Genomic DNA, 23461 nt, shown 5'->3' with positions numbered 1-23461 from the left:
ACTACCTTAGTTATTGCTCTATATCCGGGAACCATTCCTGCAGCAGTTCGCGAGATCGTTTCAGTTCATCGCGCCAGGTATCAACACCCACCACAGTCGGTTTCAGTAATATAACCAGCTCTTTCTTTTCCTGGCGGTTGCGGCGGTTAGTAAATAACTCGCCCAACAACGGAATGTCACCCAGTAACGGGACTTTACCCACTTCCTCAGAATTTGTGGTTTGCATTAAACCACCCAGCACAACAATTTCACCATTGCGTGCTTTAACTATGGTGTCAGACTCCCGAATGTTGCTTTTAGCCAGTGGCAATACAGACTCTTTGCCAGACACTGTAATGACTTTCTCCTGTTCACTGGTTTCCACCACTGAGGGGTGAACATGAAGTATTACTTCACCGTCGTCACTTATCTGAGGGGTTACATCTAATGAAATACCGGAGAAAAACGGTGTAAACTCAATATCGGAATCAGACGATGTCAAATCCCCAACTCCCGATGTCGTGCGGCTGGTAACGTCGGTAACAAAATATTCGTCCTGGCCTATTTTTATAACGGCCTTTTGGTTATTTGATGCACTAACCCGAGGGTTCGAGAGTACCTGCACCGTACCTTGAGTCTGCAGCATTTCTATCATGCCGTTAAAATTATTGGACGGATCTTCGTAGGTTAGACCAAAGAGCCCGCCAATAGTCGCCGAAGTTGTGTTACTTGGTGTCACTCCGTTAAAGTCAACGCCAAAGCCAGTCCCGCTTGCCATATCACGCCAGTTTATCCCTTGTTGATAACCATCATTCAGGGTCACTTCAATTATACGGGCTTCCAGAATCACCTGGCGTTGCAGACGTGTTTCCAGTGTATCGATAAAGTCTCCAACAGCCCTTAACTTTTCAGGCGAAGCTGTAACGCTGACAATACCCGCCTGCGGTGAAAGCACCACATTACCACCGCCAATAATACCTTCAATGACGTCTTTCAGACCGCCCCATAAGTCGGTTTCTGACTGGGTATTAATGCTGGAGCCATTACCTTGCAACTGGTTCTGCTGACTGCCGCGACTGTAATCGCCACCGTTATTACCGAGCAGAGAGCTCCCTTCGGAACGAGTATTACTGTTGCTGCTTCCAGAATTATTTCGCGAGCCTTGATTACGCTCCTCGCTCACACCACCACCTGAAATTTCAGTCTGTGAAATACCAAAGCGGCGCAGCGACAGGTAATCCAGTGAGAATGTTTGAGTTCTTACCCCGGCTGGGTATATTTGAATAGTACGTCCGGCACGACGAACTTCAAAACCGTACATGTCCTGCACGGCATCCAGCGTCTCGTCTAAGGTCACGTCTTTCAGGCTTAACGAGATTTCGCCACTGACATTGGGGTGTACCAGAATATTATAAGGTGAATCTGCCGCTAACCCATAAAAGAAGGCTTTCGCGTCAACATCATCGGCCTGCAGCACAAACCGGGGCTCCTCGAGTAAGGCCAGTCCATCTTCTTGTTCTTTATTTGCCGTCTGATTTAAGAAGTTACTGACTTCTGCTGGCAGCTCTTTTTTAGCCTCTGTTTCTTTCTTCTCAGAAGCTTCCGGCTTCATTGCTTTATTGGCTTCATCTGGAGAATAGCTCGGTTGATAAGCACAGCCGCTCAGTGCCAACAATAACGCTCCTGCTGCAACTTTCTTCATTGTACCGCCCCCGGATTGCCTTTCTCGTTCTGTTTTATCGGCTTAAACAAAGTAATCTCTACTCTCTCGTTGTTTTTCTCTAAAATAACGCTGTTTGGGTTGACTGAGCTAACCCGAAAACCATCAACATTGTCGCCAGGCTTAACCCACTCTCCGTTGATTCGCGCTGACTGACTCTGGTCTGAATAATAAATTTGAGACAGTCTTATATTCTGTCCCCAGCTATCCATTTCCACTGAAGGCTGACTGGCAGTGAACGGAGGCTGAGTCGGGTCCCTCTCTTGCGAAAAAGTCGAAAGCGAAACCGTAAGCAATAAAAAAGTAATGACTCTAAGCACTGATAAACTCCTTATCCGTACTTAGCAGATACCAAACTATAGTTACTGTTGCTGTCGGGTAGTCGCCTACCTGATAGTCAAAGCGGGCCCACTGGACATTCGGGTATTCTTTTTGCAACGTATCCACAAAGTCGGATACCGCGAAAAAGCGCCCGGTAAATTCCGCCTGCACAGCATGTTGATAGAGTTTAATAGACCCGGTTTCAAATACGACGGTCGGCTCTTTAGCTTCTAAACTATCCATTCCCAGTTCTGAGGCAAGACGTAACACACTGTTTAGAAACTGTTTTCGTTGTTGCGCGGGCAATAAAACCTGGCTTTTTGAAAAGTCGCCTTTTGCCTGAGCTAACCGCTGCTTCAACTGCTTAATTTCCGCCCTGAGCGGAGCATCAATATCATTAGCTAACTGCGCCTGCACGTCCTGCTCTAATTGCTCAGACTGCTCTATTTGAGAAGCAATACGGGCATTTTCCACAGAAAGCGCTTTGCTCTGCTCCAGCGCTGGGGAAATAACGTAACTCATAAGCGGCAGGGTAATAATTAAAAAACCGGCCAGAGACAAAAGGGCTCGCTGTCTCCCGGGCATAGAGTTAAAGGTTTCTTGTGCGCGTAACCACCAGTTATTCATTGTTTGATTCGTCCTCACTGCTTCTGACGCTTTGCAGCAAAAACTGCTGATACCCCTGCTCACTGCGCTTAAGTTCAACAACCGCAAAACGCTTATTAGCCAGTAAGCTCGATTGCCCAAATTTATCCATCCATAGCACTAAGGCTTCACTGTTTAGCGCTTGCCCGTGTAAACGGATATTTTCGCCAGACATTGAAAAATCGGTTAACCAGATGTCTTCCGGGGTGATTTCTGCAAGTTCCTGTAAAAACTCACTAACGGATGAAGAGCTGCTTTGACGAAACTCTGCAATTTGCTGACTGAAACTTCTGGCGTCCTGCAACTCTTGTTGCAACTGCTGTTTTTCTGCCTGCAATTGTGGACTCGGCTGTCGTCGGGAAATTCTCTCGCGGCTGCCTTCCAGTTTATTATTTATCTTATTCAAAGTAGCCGACAAACGCTCATTCTTTTCAACAACCGCTGTCTTTTGCCACTGAGTAACACCAACCACAACGAGCAACAGCGCCAGCCAAACACCCAAAACAGAGCTTACCTTCGTTAAGGTGAGCCTCTGCTTTACAGGCTTTAGCTCGTTGCGGTACAGATTTACCCATTGCTTCATAAATCGCCCTCGACTAAAACACCTAAGCCCGCAAGATCGGAGTAGTCGCCCTCGCGCAGGTCAGCAGACCATAGCGGGTACTGGTACCTAGTGCACTCTACTGCTAACAGCTCAGCCAGGCTTTTTTCAAGAGCTTCCGGCGTCATATGTTCTACGGCGAGAATAATTCGGCTAATGGGAGCCTGTCGCAAATGACTTTCGAAATAATCGACCGAACGCTGTAACTCTGTTGCTAAAGGCTCTAAGGCGCCAGCTTCTATTTCGCTCTCTGTGTATTTAGACACATCGGTCACACCGCGTAGCAGGCGAGTAAACATCAAACCTTTTGGGGTATTAATTTGAGCAATGTAATTGCCCGCGGGGTTTTGATATAAAGTGAGTTCAGCGTGACTCTGAGTCTCGGCTAGGCGGGGTAGCGCCAATTCCGTAATTGCGATATCCGTTAAGCTCAAATCATGCTCATTAAATAACTCAACCCAGGGCATTAAAAAGTTTTTGTTCGCCGCAACTGCAACCAGTTTATCCTGACCGGATGGCTGCTCGGGAAACTCATAATAGTCGGCAATGATTTCTTCCGCCGAAAAAGAGACTAAATCGCTTAACGTATATTTTAAGCTTCCTGAAATTTCAGCGGGATCCAGAGCGGGCCGATCAACTTGAACAGACTCGTATAAGTCCGTTCCTAGCAACAAAGTAACGCTTGCGTGTTTTAATGACAAACGCGAATATTTTCCCAGCAGAGTTTCTGCGTGTTTAACTAAGCTGTCCTGCTGCACTTGTTCATGATCGTTAACAATCAGCTCAGGAGCTTTACCTGACCCTTTTACAATAAGAAGACGGACGCTGTTTTGCGTTACCTGAAAGCAAATGCGGTGATCATTTTCTTTTTGCTTTGAAAGTCCTAGCACTCAACAACATCCTTTACTCTGTTTAAAACCATGTTAACAGAAACTTTGCAAAGCTCACCACAAAAAGCACTTGTCTGAAGTTCTTTATGATCTTTGTCATAACTCATTTCTTGCGACGCAACTTTAAGGGCTAGCCACGCAGTTTCCATTGCAAATCAGCCCCAGCCCAATATGGCACCATAGGGCCTGTTGCCGTGTCTACCGTTTCAGCAACGGTCCATGGCTGCTGAACCAGTTCAATGGTCTCAGTATTGCGGGGCAACTGATAAAAGTCAGCACCAAAAACACTGGCAAAATTCGCCAGTTTATCCAGCGCGTTATGCTGACTAAAAAATTCAGCATACAGCTCAATTGCAGCTGGAGCTGAATAACAACCAGCGCAACCACAAGCCGTTTCTTTACTTGCCTGAACATGCGGGGCTGAGTCAGTGCCGAGGAAAAACTTAGGGTTACCGGATAATGCCGCCTGTTGCAAAGCCTGCTGGTGTGACTGGCGTTTTAAAATTGGCAGACAATAGTTGTGTGGACGGATACCACCGACCAGCAAGTCGTTACGGTTCATCAGTAAATGTTGTGGGGTCATTGTTGCTGCGACATTACTGTTGGCATTTTCGACAAACTTAACCGCGTCGGCGGTTGTAATGTGCTCCAGCACGAGCTTTAACTGCGGGAAGCGCTCGGTTATCGGAATTAAATGCCGCTCAATAAAGACTCGTTCGCGGTCAAAGATATCGATGTCGCTGTCGGTGACTTCACCATGCACCAGCAAAGGTACCTCATGCTCCTGCATAGCTGCCAGTACCGGAGCCAGAGCTTCTACCGACTTCACACCAGCGGCTGAATTTGTAGTGGCTCCTGAAGGATAGAGCTTGAAACCAATAACGTGCTCGTTTGCAGCTGCTTCAGCAATTTCTGCTGGGGTCGTGTCTGCCGTGAGATACAAAGCCATGAGAGGATTAAAACTCATGCCAGCAGGGATCTCGGCCAAAATTCTTTCACGATACTCTATAGCGGCTGCTACGGTGGTTACCGGAGGTACAAGATTTGGCATAACCACGGCACGATGAAACACTGCCGCAGTTGCAGGTACGGTAGTTTGCAACATAGCACCATCGCGTAAATGCAGGTGCCAGTCATCAGGTCTTGGAATTGTTAAGCTTTGCATAGTCACTTCTGGCTAAAAAATGAGAAACTCAGTATACCATCAAGTGCCTTCGCTAAAACCCATATTCCGTACTCTATTTAACCGTTTTAGCACAGCCCCATGGCTTCTTTCCAGTGTTTACGACAACAGGAAACGTAACGATCATTGCCACCAATAGCTATTTGTTGCCCCATGCGTATCGCATTGCCCTGTTCGTCAACCCGCAATGACATGGTTGCTTTGCGACCACAGTGGCAGATGGTTTTCATTTCCACCAGTTTGTCGGCGATAGCCAACAACACCGCGCTGCCGGGAAAGGCGTTGCCAAAAGCGTCCGTCCGAATGCCGTAACACATTACCGGAATGTTGTCGGTGTCGGCCAGGCTGGACAGCTGCCACACCTGCTCTTCACTTAAAAACTGTGCTTCATCAATTAACACGCAGTCAATTGCCTGTTGCATGTAGCGAGCCCGGACTACGGCAGATAAATCTGTCCGATGGGTGAAAGACACCGCATCGCGACCAATACCTAATCGGGATGCAATACGCCCTTTACCTGCCCGATCATCTAAAGCTGGCGTCATTAGTAAGACATGTTGTTGGCGCTCTTCGTAGTTGTGCGCCACTTGCAATAACGAGGTGCTTTTGCCTGCGTTCATTGCCGAATAAGTGAAATAGAGAGAAGCCATTTTGTTCTATTTTTTTAAGTTAATGTGGTCAGATCTTGGCAGAGATTAGCACGATTTTATGGCATTATGGGACAAAGCAACCTTAAGGCAGGAGTTCTCAATGCAATATTCCCCCGAATTTATCAAAGCCATTCCTAAAGCTGACTTGCACTTGCACCTTGATGGCAGCCTTCGTGCCAGCAGCTTAATTGATATGGCTAAGCGCGCTGATATCGAACTTCCAAGCTATACCGAAGAAGGCCTGTTTGATCTGGTATTTAAATCACATTACAACAATTTGGGTGAATACCTAAATGGGTTTCAGTATACCTGCGCCGCTTTGCGTGACTTAGAAAACCTGGAGCAAGCCTCTTATGAGTTAGCCGTCGATAATCAAAACGAGGGGGTGAATTACATTGAGGTACGCTTTGCTCCTCAGCTACTCATGGATCCGGGTAAAGGCGTTACGTTTGATACCATAATGCACGTAGTCAACGACGGCTTGTTGCGCGCGAAGAAAGAGTACAACAACCGCACCGATGTAAAAAATGGCGATAAACCACCATTTGACTACGGCATTATCAACTGCGCCATGCGGATGTTTGGTAAGAAAGGTTTTTCCCCGTATTACACACAAATGTTCCAGCTAATGCGTGACTTTGAACCGATGCAGGTTATTAAAACGGCCGCAATGGATTTGGTTCGCGCCAGCGTTCGTATGCGTGACGAAGAAGGTATGCCAATTGTAGGGCTGGATATTGCCGGCCAGGAAATTGGTTACCCGGCGGGTGAGTTCAAAGAAGTATACGAATACGCGCACGAGAACTTTCTGCTGAAAACCGTACATGCCGGAGAAGCTTACGGTGCCGAGAGCATTTTTGAAGCCTTAACCAAATGCCATGCCGACCGCTTAGGTCATGGTTATTCCTTATTCTCTCCTGAAATGACTCAAGACCCGTCTATTGAAGACCCTAAAGCTTATGGTGAAAGCCTGGCCTCTTATATTGCTGATCGCCGTATTGCCGTTGAAGTTTGCCTGACCAGCAACCTGCAAACTAACCCGGATATTGGGGACATTAAAAACCACAACTTCCAGCACATGCTGGATAACCGCTTAGCCACCATTATTTGTACTGATAACCGTCTGGTTTCTCGTACTACGGTCAGTAACGAATATCAGTTAGCTGTGGATAATTTTGATATTTCGCTGAAGCGCCTGAAAGATATTGTCGCCTACGGCTTTAAGAAAAACTTCTTCCCGGGTCGCTACGTAGAAAAACGCGATTACGCTAAGCAAAACCTGGAGTATTTCGACAAGGTGGTTAAGCAGTTTGGGCTGGAATAAACTGAAAAAAATAAAAAAGGCTCCAGCAAGGAGCCTTTTTTATTGCCTGGCGCTTTCTAACATTGTTTCCCCTTAGAAGGGAATGTCGTCATCAAAATCGTTGTCAGGTGAAAACGGCGCGGGTTCTGCCGGTTTTTGTTGTGACTGTTGATTTTGCTGCTGCGCTGGCTGAGGTGCAGGGCGCTGTTGTTGCTGTGATTGCTGTTGTGGTTGACCACCACCGTAACCACCGCCTTGCTGCTGACCGCCACCAAAACCCTGGCCTTGTTGTGGAGCACCACCCTGAGGACCGCCACGAGAATCCAGCATTTGCATTTCGTTAATGACCACTTCTGTCGTGTAACGCTCTACGTTGTCCTGGCCTGTCCATTTACGGGTTTGCAAACGCCCTTCAACATAAACTTTAGAGCCCTTTTTCAGGTACTCGCCGGCAATTTCTGCTAAGCGACGATAAGCCACACAACGGTGCCATTCGGTCTGTTCGCGCGGTTCGCCTGTTTGCTTATCTTTCCAGGTTTCACTGGTCGCAATCGACAGGTTGGCTATCGCTGTGCTGTTTTGGGTATAACGAACCTCTGGATCAGCACCCAAATTACCAATTAAAATTACTTTATTTACACCGCGACTGGCCATTAGATTCTCCTGTTCCTTGTACGCGTTACAACTGCTTTAAATGATTAAGCGGCCGATGCTTCTTTAAGCAACTGATTAACCGCCTTTTCATCGTAATGTTTTTTATCAACTTTTAAGTAAGTGGCCTGATCTTCTTCAACCCATCTAGCTTCCGTAACGCCGGTTACGGTAAGTAACTGCTCACTTAGCTTGGTGGCCTTGCTTTCAGTTAACCCCGGCAATGATAACGAGACGCTGGTGACTCCTGCGGGGTTAACCATGACGAAACTGATTAGCAACCAACATACTAGCAAGATCAGGCAGAAAACAACAACGCCAGATATCCCAAAAAATTGTAAGACGGAGCCACCCAAGGCCCCACCGACAAAAGAGCCTAGAAACTGACCTGTTGAATAAATACCACTGGCACTGCCTTTGCTTCCCGCTGGAGCAACTCGGGTCAGTAACGAAGGTAAACTGGCTTCAATAAAATTAAAGCCGGTGAAAAATATCACCAGAGCAGCAACCAGCAGCCAGGCGTTTTGCCCCGCTATGGCAATAATTAACAGCGCAACAATTAAGGTAATAATAGAAAACCGCAACCATTGCACAGAATTATTATTACGCGAACTGCTGATAATCATTGGCACCATGAACAAAATAGAAGCCGCCAGCGTGGGTAAGTAGAACCAGGCGTGAGTTTGACTTTCAAAACCCGCATTTTGCAGTTGCATAGGTAAAGTCACAAACCAGGCCGTTAAAATAGCGTGTAACACAAAAATACCGCTGTTCAGGCACCACAGCTGTTTGTGTTTAAGCAAGTGGCCCAGTTCAGACAACACGGGTAAGGATTCACGCCTGGCAGAGGTTGTCACCACTTTGGGTACGCTCAGCAACAGCACCAGAATACCCAGAACGCCACTGGCGGCGGTAAACCAGAACAAACCCGAAAGACCAATAATATCGCCCAATAAAGGCCCGGCTACCAGCGAAATGGCAAACGCCAGGCCAATGCACATACCAATAGTGGCCATCACTTTCGGTCGTTGTTCGTCACGCGATAAGTCAGCTGCCAGCGCCAGAATAGCAGCCGCAATAGCGCCTAGCCCCTGTAGCGCCCGACCAATGGATACACCGAATAGAGTATCGGCCTGAGCGGCCACCACACTACCAAGAATAAAGACCAGCAAGCCACCGACAATAACCGGTTTTCGGCCAAGGCGGTCAGACAGCATGCCTAACGGAATTTGCAACAATGCCTGTGTCAGGCCGTAGGCACCCAGAGCAATACCGACCCACAGCGGCGAGTAGTCAGGGTAGTCTTGTGCATAAACCGCTAAAACTGGCATGATCAAAAACAGCCCTAACATCCGTATACCAAACACAGACGCTAATGCTAAAGCGGCTTTTTTCTCTGTTTTATTTAATTTTTGAGGCGTCATTTCACTGCTTTTATATCAGTAACATGATAAATGATGCCGTTATTGTACCAGATGCCTAACACTGTGCGATAATAGCGTTTTGTCGTCAGTCATTTACTGAACAACAGACGGGAATTATGGATACTATCGAAGTACGCGGTGCGCGCACGCACAACTTAAAAAATTTCAATCTGACTATCCCCCGCAATAAGTTGATTGTGATAACCGGCTTATCCGGTTCGGGTAAGTCATCACTTGCTTTCGATACCCTATATGCAGAGGGGCAGAGACGCTATGTTGAGTCGCTGTCTGCCTATGCACGTCAGTTTTTGTCGCTGATGGAAAAGCCTGATGTTGACAGTATCGAGGGTTTGTCTCCGGCTATATCGATAGAGCAGAAGTCAACGTCGCATAATCCGCGTTCGACGGTCGGTACCATTACGGAAATTTACGACTATTTACGTCTGATGTTCGCCCGGGTGGGTGAACCCCGCTGCCCGACTCACGACGTACCGCTGGCGGCGCAAACCGTATCGCAGATGGTCGATAACGTGCTGGCGGCTCCTGAGGGCGAAAAGCGTATGTTGCTTGCGCCCATTATTCAGAACCGTAAAGGCGAACATTTAAAAGTGTTAGAAAACCTCGCCTTGCAAGGTTATATCCGCGCTCGTATAGACGGTGAGATATGCGATTTAAGCGATCCTCCTACATTAGAGCTGCAGAAAAAACATACCATTGAAGTGGTGGTTGACCGCTTTAAAGTTCGCGAAGGTATGGAGCAGCGTCTGGCCGAATCTTTTGAAACCGCACTGGAACTCAGTGGCGGAACGGCTTTAGTGGTACCTATGGACGGCGACGGTGATGCCGAAGTGTACTCGGCAAACTTTGCCTGCCCGCATTGTGGTTACAGCATGCAGGAACTGGAGCCACGGTTGTTTTCGTTCAACAATCCGGCTGGCGCCTGCACCACTTGTGACGGTCTGGGTGTCGAGCAGTTTTTTGATCCGGCCAAAGTTGTTGTTAATGCAGAACTGTCGCTGACAGGCGGTGCAATTCGCGGCTGGGACAAGCGTAATTTCTACTACTACCAAATGCTGCAGTCTCTGGCGAAACACTACGAGTTTAAATTGTCGCAGCCTTTTAACGAATTACCCGATAATATTCGCGAAAAGATTCTGTTCGGCAGCGGTAAAGAAGAAATAAAGTTCACATACATGAACGACCGCGGCGACAAAGTGGTCAGAGCGCATCCGTTTGAGGGAATTATTCCTAACATGCAGCGCCGTTACCGCGAGACTGAATCACAGGCTGTGCGCGACGAGTTGTCCAAATATGTAGCGACACAACCCTGTAAAAGCTGCGGTGGTACGCGTTTACGCACTGAAGCACGTCATGTGTTTATTCAGGGCACGACCCTGCCGGAAGTTGTTGCCCAATCCATTGGCGACGCACTTGAATTCTTCCAGCAACTGAATCTGGAGGGTCAGCGCGCGCAAATTGCAGAAAAAATTCTGAAAGAAATTAATGACCGCCTGCGCTTTTTAGTGAACGTAGGACTTAACTATTTAAGTTTGTCCCGCAGCGCAGAAACCTTGTCCGGTGGTGAGGCGCAACGTATTCGTCTGGCCAGCCAAATTGGTGCGGGTCTGGTTGGTGTTATGTACGTACTGGATGAGCCCAGTATTGGCTTGCACCAGCGCGACAACGAACGGCTGTTAAACACTCTGACGCACCTACGTGACCTGGGTAACACCGTCATTGTGGTTGAACACGATGAAGACGCGATCCGTCAGGCCGACCACGTTATTGATATCGGTCCTGGCGCCGGCGTACATGGCGGTGAAATTATCGCTCAAGGCCAAGTCGATGACATTGTCGGAAGTAAAGACTCATTAACCGGCGATTACCTGTCCGGCAGAAAAGAAATAGAAATACCGAAGCAACGCCACAAACCTGACAAGCGCCGGTTAACCATTCATGGAGCCAGCGGGAACAACCTGAAGAACGTCGATTTCAATTTACCATTAGGTATTATGACCTGTGTGACCGGAGTATCCGGTTCAGGTAAGTCGACTCTGGTTAACAACACGCTGTTCCATATTGCGCACCGTGAACTTAACGGCGCGACAACGGGCGAACCGGCTCCTTACAAAAGTGTCGATGGCATGCAACTGCTGGATAAAGTGGTGGATATTGACCAAAGCCCAATAGGCCGTACGCCGCGCTCTAACCCGGCAACGTACACCGGTATTTTCACGCCCATTCGCGAACTGTTCGCAGGAGTTCCGGAATCACGAGCCCGAGGTTACAAGCCGGGCCGCTTCAGCTTTAATGTGCGCGGCGGTCGTTGCGAGGCTTGCCAGGGCGACGGAGTGATTAAGGTTGAAATGCACTTTTTGCCGGACGTTTATGTCCCTTGCGATATTTGTAAGGGTCAGCGTTATAACCGCGAAACGCTGGAAGTACAGTATAAAGGTAAAAATATTCACGAAGTGCTGGATATGACCATTGAAGATGCTCGAGAATTCTTCGAGCCGGTTCCGGCTATTGCACGCAAGTTGCAAACCTTAATGGATGTAGGCTTGTCTTACGTCCGTTTAGGCCAGTCAGCGACAACACTCTCCGGTGGTGAAGCGCAACGGGTCAAATTGTCACGTGAGTTGTCCAAGCGTGATACCGGCAAAACCTTATACATTCTGGACGAGCCGACAACCGGTCTGCATTTCCACGACATTAAGCAGTTGCTGGCAGTGATTCACCGTTTGCGTGATCACGGCAACACGGTCGTGGTTATTGAGCACAACTTAGACGTGATAAAAACCGCTGACTGGATCATCGACTTAGGCCCTGAAGGTGGTTCTGGCGGTGGTGAAATCCTCTGCGAAGGCACACCAGAAGATATTTGTGAAAATGAGCGCTCACACACGGCCCGTTTCTTAAAACCTATGCTTACACAATCTTAAAAGGACGCAATATGTTAACGGAAGACTTTAAAGTAAGATTTTATGAAACCGACGCCCTTGGGCACGTCAATAACACGGTTATACCGGGTTGGATAGAAACCGGGCGTTTGCCTATTTTTGAGTTCTTTGGAGAAATGTCTCCGAAAACACAAAGCTTAATTGTTGCACGACTGGAAGTTGATTACCTTTTACCTATTTATTTTGGCGGTCATGTCACAGTGAACACTTACGTCAGTCGTTTAGGGGGCAGCTCATTTGATATCACCACCGAAATTTGGCAGAAAGATAAAATGTGCGCTAAAGGTAAAACGGTATTGGTGTACTTTGACTTTCAGCAGGAGCGCTCTGTGAAGCTATCTGACGAATTAAAAGAACGCCTGTCCACCATCACGCACCCGGAGCATCCTCTTGACGCGTGATCTGGTCAGTGGCGGGCAGCAGATACATGCCCCGGATGATCTCAAAAGCTTGCTGGAGGAGATTCACCAGCAGGCAATGAAGATCACCGAAGGGCATGTTGCTGATTACATCCCGGCGTTAGCAGAGGTCGACCCCGAGCTCTGCGGACTCACTCTCGCCACCCTCGACGGGGAGGTGTTTAACGTCGGTGATACCCAGGAACAATTCTCTATTCAGTCCATCTCGAAGGTCTTTGGTCTTATGCTGGCAATGGAGCGCCTTGGAGAGGACTTGTGGGACAGAGTTAAAATGGAGCCCTCAGGTCAGGCTTTTAACTCTATCGTTCAGCTAGAGTGGGAAAAAGGTATTCCTCGTAACCCGATGATAAATGCCGGCGCTATTGTGGTCAGCGATGTATTGGTCAGTCGCTACTCAGCCAGTAAGAACGCTGTTTTAAGCCTGGTTCGCAGCCTTTGTGGCAACGATAACGTTTATGCCGACAACATTGTTCACCAGTCAGAAAAAGAGCATGGCCATCGCAATGCTGCTCTTGCTCACCTAATGAAAAGCTTTGGTAATATTGACGCAGAGGTTGATGAATTGCTGGATCATTACTTTTGGCAGTGCGCGTTGACCATGTCCTGCGAAAATCTGGCTCGCTCTTTTACGTTTCTTGCAAATGACGGAATTTGCCCTTTTTCCAAAAAGAAAATTATGTCGAAGCGAGACTCCCAACGCATTAATGCGTTGTTATCGACGAGTGGTATGTACGACCAAAGCGGTGAGTTTGCGTTTACCGTAGGTGTTCCCGCTAAAAGTGGTGTTGGCGGCGGCATGATTGCGGTTGTTCCTGACTTTGGCGTGATTTGCTCATGGAGTCCGAGGTTAAACAGCTACGGTAACAGTGCCCGTGGAATGTACATGGTGCGCGAGCTAGCGAACCGCCTGGGGCTTAGTGTTTACTAGCGCGTTATTGCTGGGCGATATATCTGAAACCGGTTCATATTAAACCGTTTAAAGAGTATTTCAAACTCCCCCTGTCGACCAAGCTCCCGCAGTAACCTCTGTAACGTATCTGCGCTGATATTTTTATTTTCGCCAACAAGTAAGTGCAGCTTATATTCCAGACTAACCTTTTCCGATAACAATAAGTTGCTTACCTTAATTTGACTTGAGCCTTGCAAGGCAGAAAGAAGCTCATCATTAATAATAGTAAGGTCGATTCGACCTCCTATGACCATCTGCAAATTTATAATTCTTGAATCTGCCAGGTAGGTCGTATACTTTTTCTTGATGGCATCTGAAGCCAGTAACTCCCCGCTTAACAGGTAATGATACCCCTTCACTCCACCTAAAGTTTTGCCATCAAATGAATCGAAAAACGACTGATCTCTCCCGTCTTTTTTAAAGGCTACCAACCTCTCGTTTCCTCTGACTAAAGGGATTGTTTTCTGAAACCCTACACCGCTTTTCTTCCAGCCCCAAAGGGGTGACTCGAAAAATATAACATCACAGCACCCTTTCGCGCTCAGAGCTTTATAGCGGCCGGTAGGAGGAATGACCTGAATGCGGAAATCATAGCTGTCCTGATGCTTATTCAGCAAGTTGATCAGTTCTCGGGTGAGATCTGTATTCAGTACATCGGAAAAGTAAGGTGGATGATCGTAGGCAGCAACATAGACTGGCACCTTTGCTGTGGCAGAACAGCTTAGTACCGTGAGAAATAGGACTGAAAAGTACCTGAGTAATTTCAATTTATTGGCTGACTATAACTTGTATACATTCCTCAATAGTTCATTTTTTGTTATTGAATGTCAATACTTGAACGGGCCTTCGGTTACTTTTCACGACACACGTTTACTGAAACATTATTGGCAGGCATAAAAAAGCCCGGCGAAAGCCGGGCTCTTAAAATCAAGCGGACTGCCTAGTCCATGATTTTTGATACAACGCCTGCACCTACGGTACGGCCACCCTCACGGATAGCGAAACGCAGACCTTCATCCATTGCGATTGGAGCAATCAAATCAACAACAAATTTCAGGTTATCACCAGGCATAACCATTTCTACGCCTTCTGGCAATTCTACGGCACCCGTTACGTCCGTTGTACGGAAGTAAAACTGTGGACGGTAGCCTTTAAAGAATGGCGTATGACGGCCACCTTCATCTTTGCTCAGTACGTAAACTTCCGCTTCGAACTTGGTATGCGGAGTAATTGTACCTGGCTTCGCCAATACCTGGCCACGCTCTACGTCGTCACGCTTGGTACCACGCAACAAGGCACCAATGTTCTCACCTGCACGACCTTCGTCAAGCAGTTTACGGAACATCTCAACACCCGTTACGGTTGTCTTGGTGGTGTCTTTCATACCAACGATTTCACACTCGTCGCCTGTACGCACGATACCGCGCTCTACACGACCTGTGACTACGGTACCACGACCTGAAATCGAGAATACGTCTTCGATTGGCATGATGAACGGCTTATCGATGTCACGCTCTGGCTCTGGAATGTAGTTATCCAGTGCGTCAGCTAATTCAACAATTTTCTTGCTGAACTCTTCGTCGCCTTCCAGCGCCTTCAGTGCTGAGCCCTGAACTACCGGCAGGTCGTCGCCCGGGAAGTCATATTCTGACAACAGTTCACGAACTTCCATTTCTACCAGCTCTAACAGCTCTTCGTCGTCTACCATGTCACATTTGTTCATGAATACAACGATGTAAGGAACGCCTACCTGACGTGAAAGCAGAATGTGCTCACGAGTCTGTGGCATTGGGCCGTCAGTTGCCGCTACTACTAAGATTGCGCCGTCCATCTGCGCTGCACCGGTGATCATGTTTTTTACATAGTCAGCGTGCCCTGGGCAGTCTACGTGTGCGTAGTGACGAGTTGGCGTGTCATACTCAACGTGTGACGTTGAAATGGTAATGCCACGCTCTTTCTCTTCTGGCGCGTTATCGATGGCTGCGAAGTCTTTCGCCGCACCACCATAAACTTTTGCCAAAACAGTTGTGATAGCAGCAGTTAGTGTTGTTTTACCGTGGTCAACGTGACCGATGGTGCCGACGTTTACGTGCGGCTTCGAACGTTCAAATTTTTCTTTAGACATGATATATCCTCAAACTTAAGTTAAAAGCCCGGCCTCGAAAGAACCGGACCAGACCTTACTTATTTAGCGTTACGCTCAGCCATTACCTTTTCAGCAATGTTGTTTGGTGCTTCAGAGTATTTCAAGAACTCCATAGAGTACGATGCACGACCCTGCGTTTGTGAACGCAAGTCTGTCGCATAACCGAACATCTCTGACAGTGGCACTTGAGCATTAACTGCTTTCAGACCACCTGGAGCTTCTTCCATACCATCAATAAGACCGCGACGACGGTTTAAGTCACCCACAACATCACCCATAGATTCTTCCGGAGTGATGACTTCAACTTTCATGGTTGGCTCTAACAGAGCTGGGTTCGCTTTTAATGCACCTTTCTTGAAGGCCATGCTACCAGCAATTTTAAATGCCATTTCAGAAGAGTCGACATCGTGGTATGAGCCATCATACAGAGTCGCTTTAACACCCAATACAGGATAGCCAGCCAAGACGCCTTGTTGCATCTGTTCTTGGATACCCTTGTCTACTGCCGGGATGTATTCTTTCGGTACAACACCACCAACAATTTCGTTTACGAATTTGTAAATAATGTCATCACCGTTATCGTCTTCTTCGATAGTCATTGGTTCAAGTTTAACCCAAACGTGACCAAACTGACCACGACCACCTGATTGACGTACGAATTTACCTTCGACTTCGACAGACTCACGAATTGCTTCACGGTAAGCAACCTGCGGCTGACCTACGTTACATTCAACTTTGAATTCACGCTTCATACGGTCAACGAGGATATCAAGGTGAAGTTCACCCATACCAGAAATGATTGTCTGGCCAGATTCTTCGTCAGTCTTAACACGGAACGATGGATCTTCTGCTGCCAGTTTACCTAAAGCAATACCCATTTTTTCTTGGTCAGCTTTGGTTTTTGGCTCTACTGCAACCGAAATAACCGGTTCAGGGAACTCCATACGCTCAAGTGTGATTTTATGAGCTGGATCACAAAGCGTGTCACCTGTAGTAACGTCTTTTAGACCAATCAGTGCAGCGATGTCACCCGCGCGAACTTCTTTGATCTCTTCACGGCTGTTTGAGTGCATCTGTACCATACGGCCAACGCGTTCTTTTTTGTTCTTAACTGGGTTAACAACACCGTCACCCTGGTTCAAGACACCAGAGTAAACGCGAACGAACGTCAAGGTACCAACAAATGGGTCAGTCGCAATTTTAAATGCCAGTGCAGAGAATGGTTCTTCGTCAGACGACTTACGTACGCCTTCAGACTCGTCATCCAAAATACCGGTAATAGGCTTAACTTCTGTTGGCGATGGCAAGTATTCAATAACAGCGTCAAGCACTGCCTGAACGCCTTTGTTTTTGAACGCCGAACCACAAGCAACCAAGCAGAGATCATTAGCCAGAGTACGAATACGCAAGCCTTGCTTGATTTCCGCTTCAGTTAATTCACCCTCTTCCAGGTATTTGTTCATCAACTCTTCGTTAGCTTCCGCCGCAGCTTCTACCAATTCAGAGTGATACTTTTCACAGTCATCAACCATCTCAGCAGGGATATCTTCATAAGTGAATGAAGTACCCATGTCTTCTTCGCTCCAGTTGATGAACTTCATTTTAACTAAGTCCACAACGCCGCGGAAGTTGTCTTCTGCACCGACTGGCAGCTGCATTGGAACAGCCTGAGCTGCCAAACGCGTCTTCATTTGGTGTACAACAGATAAGAAGTCTGCGCCTGCACGGTCCATCTTGTTGACGAATACCATGCGAGGAACTTCATATTTGTTTGCCTGACGCCAAACGGTTTCAGTCTGAGGCTGGACACCAGATGATGCACAAAGTACAACAACAGCGCCGTCGAGAACACGCAAAGAACGTTCAACTTCGATGGTGAAGTCAACGTGTCCAGGAGTATCGATGATATTTACACGATGCTCAGGGAACTGCTTGTCCATACCCTGCCAGAAACAGGTGGTAGCTGCCGACGTGATAGTGATACCACGCTCTTGTTCTTGTTCCATCCAGTCCATGGTGGCTGCACCATCGTGCACCTCACCAATTTTGTGAGACAAACCAGTATAAAACAACACACGTTCAGTTGTGGTTGTTTTACCGGCGTCTACGTGAGCACAAATACCGATATTACGATAGCGCTCTATGGAAGTTTTACGAGCCACAATAAACTCCTTCTAGGTTAACTGTGAATTACCAGCGATAGTGAGCAAACGCTTTGTTTGCTTCAGCCATGCGGTGAACGTCTTCACGTTTCTTCACAGCAGACCCTTTGTTCTCTGATGCATCTAGCATTTCAGCTGCCAGACGCTGCGACATTGATTTTTCACCACGGGTGCGCGCTGCATCAACTAACCAGCGCATAGCCAGTGCGTTACGGCGGACCGGACGAACTTCAACTGGAACCTGATACGTAGAACCACCAACACGGCGAGATTTAACCTCAACCATTGGGCGAATGTTATCTAAAATTGTATCAAAAACTTCCAGGCGATCTTTACCTGACTTCTCTGCCAGGATGTCCAATGCACCGTAAATAATTTTTTCAGCGACTGCTTTTTTGCCGTCAACCATGACGACATTGATAAATTTGGCCAACAACTCTGATCCGAACTTAGGATCTGGAAGGATTTTACGTTGACCTATGACGCGTCTTCTTGGCATCTCAATATTCTCCGATTAATTCAGGGTTTTACCCAAAACGTACGACAGTTTGGCCTTACTAACGGAGAACCGTTAAGATTTAGGCCGCTTCGCGCCGTACTTAGAACGACCTTGTCTACGGTCATTAACACCTGAGCAGTCAAGTGCTCCGCGTACTGTGTGATAACGCACACCTGGCAAGTCTTTTACACGACCGCCACGAATTAGTACGACTGAGTGTTCTTGTAAGTTGTGACCTTCGCCACCGATGTACGAAGAGACTTCGTAACCGTTAGTTAAACGAACACGGCAAACTTTACGCATTGCAGAGTTCGGTTTCTTTGGCGTAGTTGTGTAAACACGGGTACATACACCGCGTTTTTGAGGGCACGCTTCAAGAGCCGGAACGTTGCTTTTCACAACGGGCTTTTGACGGCCTTTACGCACCAGCTGATTAACTGTTGCCATTCATTACTCCTAGTTTAGTTGATGTCGCTTTTTACCACGTGTATAGAGCGTGAAAAATCGCTTTTTTCTGACCACTGAAAGTCAAATCCCGAAATTCGGGAGCGGAAATTCTAATGGTCATATTTTCGCCTGTCAAGGCTATACAAAAGAAGCCGGCACTTTTACAGTACCGGCTTCTGTACACGAACGTTAAAAACGTTCGCTAATTATTCTGCAGAATCGTCACCTGCAGAACTATTTCCAGCATTTAAGGCATCCGCAAGTTGTTGCTCAGCCTGCTCTGCAGTCATGGTTGGCTCGATATCAACATTCAGTTCATCCAGTCGACGCTGCATGCGCTCTTTGTGATATGAGTAACCCGTACCTGCAGGAATCAGACGACCAACAATTACGTTTTCTTTCAGTCCGCGTAAGCTGTCTTTCTTACCACCAACCGCTGCTTCGGTAAGAACTCGCGTTGTTTCCTGGAACGAAGCCGCTGAAATAAAGGATTCAGTTGACAACGATGCCTTAGTAATCCCCAGCAACTGACGTTCAAATATCGCTGGTTTCTTACCATCCGCTTCCGCTTTCGCGTTAGCGGCTAACACTTCTGACATTTCAACCATCTCGCCTTCCAGCAAGTTCGTATCGCCAGCACGTAAAATCAGTGCCTTACGCAACATCTGGCGAACGATAGTTTCAATGTGCTTATCGTTAATTTTAACACCTTGCAGGCGGTAAACTTCCTGCACTTCGTTAACGATATAGTTAGCCACTGCACTAACGCCACGTAAACGTAGAATGTCGTGCGGTGCTTCTGGACCATCGGCAATAACTTCACCTTTAGTCACTTGTTCACCTTCAAACACGTTCAGCTGACGCCATTTCGGAATCATCTCTTCGTGCTGATCACCACCATCTGTTGGTGTAATCAATAGGCGACGCTTACCTTTGGTTTCTTTACCGAAGGAAACCGTACCGGTTTTCTCTGCAAGAATCGCTGGTTCTTTTGGCTTACGCGCTTCGAACAAGTCAGCAACACGTGGCAGACCACCGGTAATATCACGAGTCTTAGAGCCTTCCTGAGGAATACGCGCTAAGGTGTCACCAATTTTAACCTCGGAATTATCTTCCAGGTTGATGATGGCGTTACCTGGCAAGAAGTATTGCGCAGGGATATCAGTACCAGCGATGTTAACGTCGTTACCTTTACCATCAACCAATTTAACCATTGGACGCATGTCTTTACCGGCACTGGTACGCTGACCCGTTTCCAGTACAACGATGCTTGAGAGACCTGTCAGTTCATCGGTTTGACGCGTCATAGTGACACCGTCAATTAAATCAACAAACTTAATGCGACCTTCTACCTCGGTAATGATTGGGTGAGTATGCGGGTCCCAGTTTGCAACGGTTTCGCCGCCATCTACTGAGTCACCTTCGCCTTTTTTCAAGACCGCACCATAAGGTACTTTATAACGCTCGCGCTCACGACCGTATTCATCAGTCAAAGTTAACTCTGTAGAACGTGACGTAATAACGTGCGCTTTATCGCTGTTAACAACCCATTTCGCGTTGTGCAGCTTAATTGTACCCGGGTTCTTCACCTGGATATTGTTTTCAGCTGTTGCACGAGATGCCGCACCACCAATGTGGAAGGTACGCATGGTTAACTGTGTACCCGGTTCACCGATTGACTGCGCTGCTATAACGCCAACGGCTTCACCTTGGTTGACCATATGTCCGCGAGCCAGGTCACGACCATAACAATGTGCACAAACACCAAAGTCTGTATCACAGGTAATAACCGAGCGAACTTTAACTTCGTCGATAGAGTTTTCTTCCAACAGGTCACACATTTTTTCATCAAGCAATGTGTTGCGTGGAAGCAACTCTTCTTCACTACCCGGCTTCATAACAGGCTCACAAAGAACACGCCCAAGTACACGTTCACGCAGCGGCTCTACAACGTCGCCACCTTCAATCAGCGGTTTCATGTAAAGACCTTCGTATGTGCCACAGTCTTCTTCCATGATCACAACGTCTTGTGAAACGTCTACCAAACGACGAGTCAGGTAACCTGAGTTCGCTGTTTTCAATGCCGTATCAGCCAAACCTTTACGAGCACCGTGCGTCGAGATGAAGTATTGAAGTACGTTCAGACCTTCACGGAAGTTAGCTACGATTGGCGTTTCGATGATTGAGCCGTCTGGCTTAGCCATCAAACCACGCATACCGGCCAACTGACGAATCTGCGCGGGACTACCACGAGCGCCTGAGTCCGCCATCATAAAGACTGAGTTAAATGATGCTTGTTCTTCGTCTTCACCGTCTTTGTTTTTAACGATTTCTTTCGACAAGTTATCCATCATTGCTTTCGAGACTTTCTCGTTAGCAGTTGACCAAATATCGATAACTTTGTTGTATTTCTCACCAGCAGTAACCAAGCCTGATTCGAACTGTTCCTGAATTTCAGCTACTTCTTCTTCTGCTGCAGAAACAATCTCTTTCTTAGCTTCAGGAATAACCATGTCGTTTATACCAACCGACGCACCCGATACCATTGCGTAATGGAAACCGGTATACATGATTTGGTCAGCGAAAACGACGGTATCTTTCAAACCAAGGTCACGGTAAGCAGTATTCAGCATACGACCAATCGGCTTTTTACCCATAGCCTGGTTGATCAGTTCAAAAGGCAGACCTTCCGGCATAATCAGTGACAAAATTGCACGACCACAAGTCGTATCACGCAATTCAGTTTTCGTTGTTCGAATGCCGTCGTCGTCAATGGTGGTGTCGGTAATACGTACCCGGACGCGACTATGCAATTCAACCTGGCCCGTACGATAAGCCTTTTCGACCTCGTTCGGATCTTTGAAAACCATGCCTTCGCCTTTACCGTTGATTTTTTCTTTAGTCATGTAATACAGACCAAGCACAACGTCCTGCGAAGGAACAATAATAGGGTCACCACTTGCCGGCGACAATACGTTGTTGGTAGACATCATCAACGCGCGAGCTTCCAGCTGAGCTTCTAAAGTCAGTGGCAAGTGCACAGCCATTTGGTCACCATCAAAGTCGGCGTTATAAGCCGCACAGACCAATGGGTGCAATTGAATCGCTTTACCTTCAATCAATACCGGTTCGAACGCCTGAATACCCAACCTATGCAGTGTCGGTGCACGGTTAAGCATTACTGGGTGCTCTTTGATGACCTCATCAAGTACGTCCCAAACCTCAGCTGTCTCTCGCTCAACCATTTTCTTCGCAGCTTTAATGGTTGTCGCTAAACCACGACGCTCTAATTTGCCATAGATAAATGGTTTGAATAATTCCAGCGCCATTTTCTTAGGCAAACCACACTGGTGCAGGCGCAATTTAGGACCGACGGTAATTACCGAACGGCCTGAATAGTCAACACGCTTACCCAGAAGGTTCTGACGGAAACGACCCTGTTTACCTTTGATCATGTCAGCCAAAGATTTCAGAGGACGCTTGTTTGACCCAGTAATAGCACGACCGCGACGACCGTTATCCAGCAACGCATCAACCGCTTCCTGAAGCATACGTTTTTCGTTGCGCACAATAATATCTGGTGCAGCAAGGTCTAACAGGCGCTTCAAACGGTTGTTACGGTTAATGACACGGCGGTACAAGTCATTAAGATCGGACGTTGCAAAACGACCGCCATCAAGCGGTACCAACGGACGTAAGTCTGGTGGCAGAATAGGAAGTACCTTTAAGATCATCCACTCAGGTTTGTTGTTTGATACCTGGAATGCTTCTAGTAGCTTCAGTCGTTTGCTAATTTTCTTACGTTTGGTTTCTGAGTTTGTCTCAGGCAACTCTTCACGCAGTTTTTGTACGTCGCCCTCGATGTCTACCGCGCGCAACAGATCCAGAACGGCTTCTGCACCCATTTTAGCGTCGAATTCATCACCGTGCTCTTCAAGCGCGTCTAAATATTCGTCTTCTGTCAGGATTTGACCCTGCTCAAGAGACGTTAAACCGCCTTCAGTAACAACGTAAGACTCGAAATACAGTACGCGCTCAATATCACGCAGAGTCATATCCAACATTAAGCCAATGCGCGACGGCAATGACTTAAGGAACCAGATGTGAGCAACCGGGCTTGCCAGTTCAATATGACCCATACGCTCACGACGCACTTTAGTCAGTGTAACTTCAACGCCACACTTCTCACAGATGACACCACGGTGCTTAAGGCGCTTGTATTTACCACACAAGCACTCATAGTCTTTTACCGGACCAAAAATACGGGCACAGAACAAACCATCACGTTCCGGCTTAAAGGTACGGTAGTTAATAGTTTCAGGTTTTTTCACCTCACCATATGACCAACTACGGATCATATCTGGAGACGAAAGAGCGATGCGAATACCATCAAACTCTTCTGCCTGATTCGTCGGCTTTAAAAGCTTCAGCAAGTCTTTCACGATTTATCTCCTGTCGGAGTTCAACCTACGGGGAGCGCAAGCACTCCCCCAATTTATTCCAGCAACAGCG

General features: G+C 47.4%; 19 protein-coding genes. 4 read left to right on the top strand and 15 right to left on the bottom strand.

The window, feature by feature from the left end; translation table 11 throughout:
* Positions 1-10: 10 nt before the first annotated feature.
* The 7 genes from mshL to U0358_RS01915 all read right to left on the bottom strand — a co-directional run bounded on the left by mshL (position 11) and on the right by U0358_RS01915 (position 5989).
* A complete protein-coding gene (mshL, locus tag U0358_RS01945; RefSeq protein ID WP_322406840.1) occupies positions 11-1681 on the bottom strand; it encodes a pilus (MSHA type) biogenesis protein MshL in 1671 nt (556 codons plus the stop codon).
* Positions 1678-2019 (bottom strand): general secretion pathway protein GspB, encoded by a 342-nt coding sequence (locus tag U0358_RS01940; protein WP_322406839.1) that lies wholly within the window; start codon positions 2017-2019, stop codon positions 1678-1680. The genes mshL and U0358_RS01940 overlap by 4 nt, the downstream gene beginning before the upstream one ends.
* Positions 2012-2647, bottom strand: coding sequence for a Type II secretory pathway component (locus U0358_RS01935; protein ID WP_322406838.1), 636 nt, complete (start codon positions 2645-2647; stop codon positions 2012-2014). Before U0358_RS01935 ends, U0358_RS01940 begins: the two co-directional genes overlap by 8 nt.
* The gene (locus U0358_RS01930; protein ID WP_317497795.1) at positions 2640-3248 is read right to left on the bottom strand and encodes a PilN domain-containing protein; all 609 of its coding nucleotides are present in this window, start codon (positions 3246-3248) and stop codon (positions 2640-2642) included. The genes U0358_RS01935 and U0358_RS01930 overlap by 8 nt, the downstream gene beginning before the upstream one ends.
* Entirely contained in the window at positions 3245-4156 is a 912-nt protein-coding gene (locus U0358_RS01925; RefSeq protein ID WP_317497794.1) for a Type II secretory pathway component, read from the bottom strand. Before U0358_RS01925 ends, U0358_RS01930 begins: the two co-directional genes overlap by 4 nt.
* Before the next feature lie 130 nt (positions 4157-4286).
* Positions 4287-5321, bottom strand: coding sequence for a dihydroorotase (pyrC, locus tag U0358_RS01920; RefSeq protein WP_322406837.1), 1035 nt, complete (start codon positions 5319-5321; stop codon positions 4287-4289).
* 86 nt (positions 5322-5407) lie between these two features.
* On the bottom strand, positions 5408-5989 hold the full coding sequence (locus U0358_RS01915) for a thymidine kinase (RefSeq protein WP_317497792.1): 582 nt from the start codon (positions 5987-5989) through the stop codon (positions 5408-5410).
* Between the two features lie 100 nt (positions 5990-6089).
* On the opposite strand from U0358_RS01915, the gene U0358_RS01910 reads away from it, so the two are divergent.
* Positions 6090-7313, top strand: coding sequence for an adenosine deaminase family protein (locus tag U0358_RS01910; RefSeq protein ID WP_322407447.1), 1224 nt, complete (start codon positions 6090-6092; stop codon positions 7311-7313).
* 72 nt (positions 7314-7385) lie between these two features.
* Here U0358_RS01910 and ssb read toward each other — a convergent pair whose 3' ends face one another.
* Together ssb and U0358_RS01900 are read right to left on the bottom strand one after the other, a co-directional pair.
* The gene (gene ssb, locus U0358_RS01905; RefSeq protein WP_011233617.1) at positions 7386-7946 is read right to left on the bottom strand and encodes a single-stranded DNA-binding protein; all 561 of its coding nucleotides are present in this window, start codon (positions 7944-7946) and stop codon (positions 7386-7388) included.
* Between the two features lie 44 nt (positions 7947-7990).
* The gene (locus U0358_RS01900; RefSeq protein ID WP_322406836.1) at positions 7991-9367 is read right to left on the bottom strand and encodes an MFS transporter; all 1377 of its coding nucleotides are present in this window, start codon (positions 9365-9367) and stop codon (positions 7991-7993) included.
* A gap of 116 nt (positions 9368-9483) precedes the next feature.
* On the opposite strand from U0358_RS01900, the gene uvrA reads away from it, so the two are divergent.
* The 3 genes from uvrA to glsA are packed head-to-tail and all read left to right on the top strand — an operon-like array spanning position 9484 to position 13674.
* Positions 9484-12309: an excinuclease ABC subunit UvrA gene (gene uvrA, locus U0358_RS01895; protein ID WP_322406835.1), complete on the top strand. Its 2826-nt coding sequence runs from the start codon at positions 9484-9486 to the stop codon at positions 12307-12309.
* Between the two features lie 11 nt (positions 12310-12320).
* The gene (locus U0358_RS01890; RefSeq protein WP_317497788.1) at positions 12321-12728 is read left to right on the top strand and encodes an acyl-CoA thioesterase; all 408 of its coding nucleotides are present in this window, start codon (positions 12321-12323) and stop codon (positions 12726-12728) included.
* On the top strand, positions 12718-13674 hold the full coding sequence (glsA, locus tag U0358_RS01885) for a glutaminase A (RefSeq protein WP_317497787.1): 957 nt from the start codon (positions 12718-12720) through the stop codon (positions 13672-13674). Before U0358_RS01890 ends, glsA begins: the two co-directional genes overlap by 11 nt.
* On the opposite strand, the gene U0358_RS01880 is transcribed toward glsA, so the two are convergent.
* The 6 genes from U0358_RS01880 to rpoC form a co-directional block, all read right to left on the bottom strand.
* Positions 13671-14396, bottom strand: coding sequence for a transporter substrate-binding domain-containing protein (locus U0358_RS01880; protein WP_322406834.1), 726 nt, complete (start codon positions 14394-14396; stop codon positions 13671-13673). The two genes, glsA and U0358_RS01880, sit on opposite strands and share 4 nt — an antisense overlap.
* A 239-nt stretch (positions 14397-14635) precedes the next feature.
* On the bottom strand, positions 14636-15820 hold the full coding sequence (gene tuf / locus U0358_RS01875; RefSeq protein ID WP_317498843.1) for an elongation factor Tu: 1185 nt from the start codon (positions 15818-15820) through the stop codon (positions 14636-14638).
* A 59-nt stretch (positions 15821-15879) separates the two neighbouring features.
* On the bottom strand, positions 15880-18003 hold the full coding sequence (gene fusA / locus U0358_RS01870) for an elongation factor G (RefSeq protein ID WP_322406833.1): 2124 nt from the start codon (positions 18001-18003) through the stop codon (positions 15880-15882).
* Between the two features lie 28 nt (positions 18004-18031).
* Entirely contained in the window at positions 18032-18502 is a 471-nt protein-coding gene (rpsG, locus tag U0358_RS01865; RefSeq protein WP_011233610.1) for a 30S ribosomal protein S7, read from the bottom strand.
* A gap of 72 nt (positions 18503-18574) precedes the next feature.
* Positions 18575-18949: a 30S ribosomal protein S12 gene (gene rpsL / locus U0358_RS01860; RefSeq protein WP_011233609.1), complete on the bottom strand. Its 375-nt coding sequence runs from the start codon at positions 18947-18949 to the stop codon at positions 18575-18577.
* A 206-nt stretch (positions 18950-19155) separates the two neighbouring features.
* A complete protein-coding gene (rpoC, locus tag U0358_RS01855; RefSeq protein ID WP_322406832.1) occupies positions 19156-23391 on the bottom strand; it encodes a DNA-directed RNA polymerase subunit beta' in 4236 nt (1411 codons plus the stop codon).
* Between the last annotated feature and the right edge of the window lie 70 nt (positions 23392-23461).

The sequence above is a fragment of the Idiomarina sp. PL1-037 genome (assembly GCF_034422975.1).
Classification (GTDB): domain Bacteria; phylum Pseudomonadota; class Gammaproteobacteria; order Enterobacterales; family Alteromonadaceae; genus Idiomarina.
This window is presented reverse-complemented; position numbering and strand designations above follow the sequence as displayed.

Bases quoted from the DNA above. Each gene is read 5' to 3' on its own strand.
- mshL (WP_322406840.1), bottom strand. From the start codon at position 1,681: ATGAAGAAAGTTGCAGCAGGAGCGTTATTGTTGGCACTGAGCGGCTGT.
- U0358_RS01935 (WP_322406838.1), bottom strand. From the start codon at position 2,647: ATGAATAACTGGTGGTTACGCGCACAAGAAACCTTTAACTCTATGCCC.
- U0358_RS01930 (WP_317497795.1), bottom strand. From the start codon at position 3,248: ATGAAGCAATGGGTAAATCTGTACCGCAACGAGCTAAAGCCTGTAAAG.
- pyrC (WP_322406837.1), bottom strand. From the start codon at position 5,321: ATGCAAAGCTTAACAATTCCAAGACCTGATGACTGGCACCTGCATTTA.
- U0358_RS01915 (WP_317497792.1), bottom strand. From the start codon at position 5,989: ATGGCTTCTCTCTATTTCACTTATTCGGCAATGAACGCAGGCAAAAGC.
- U0358_RS01910 (WP_322407447.1), top strand. From the start codon at position 6,090: ATGCAATATTCCCCCGAATTTATCAAAGCCATTCCTAAAGCTGACTTG.
- ssb (WP_011233617.1), bottom strand. From the start codon at position 7,946: ATGGCCAGTCGCGGTGTAAATAAAGTAATTTTAATTGGTAATTTGGGT.
- U0358_RS01900 (WP_322406836.1), bottom strand. From the start codon at position 9,367: ATGACGCCTCAAAAATTAAATAAAACAGAGAAAAAAGCCGCTTTAGCA.
- uvrA (WP_322406835.1), top strand. From the start codon at position 9,484: ATGGATACTATCGAAGTACGCGGTGCGCGCACGCACAACTTAAAAAAT.
- U0358_RS01890 (WP_317497788.1), top strand. From the start codon at position 12,321: ATGTTAACGGAAGACTTTAAAGTAAGATTTTATGAAACCGACGCCCTT.
- tuf (WP_317498843.1), bottom strand. From the start codon at position 15,820: ATGTCTAAAGAAAAATTTGAACGTTCGAAGCCGCACGTAAACGTCGGC.
- rpsG (WP_011233610.1), bottom strand. From the start codon at position 18,502: ATGCCAAGAAGACGCGTCATAGGTCAACGTAAAATCCTTCCAGATCCT.
- rpsL (WP_011233609.1), bottom strand. From the start codon at position 18,949: ATGGCAACAGTTAATCAGCTGGTGCGTAAAGGCCGTCAAAAGCCCGTT.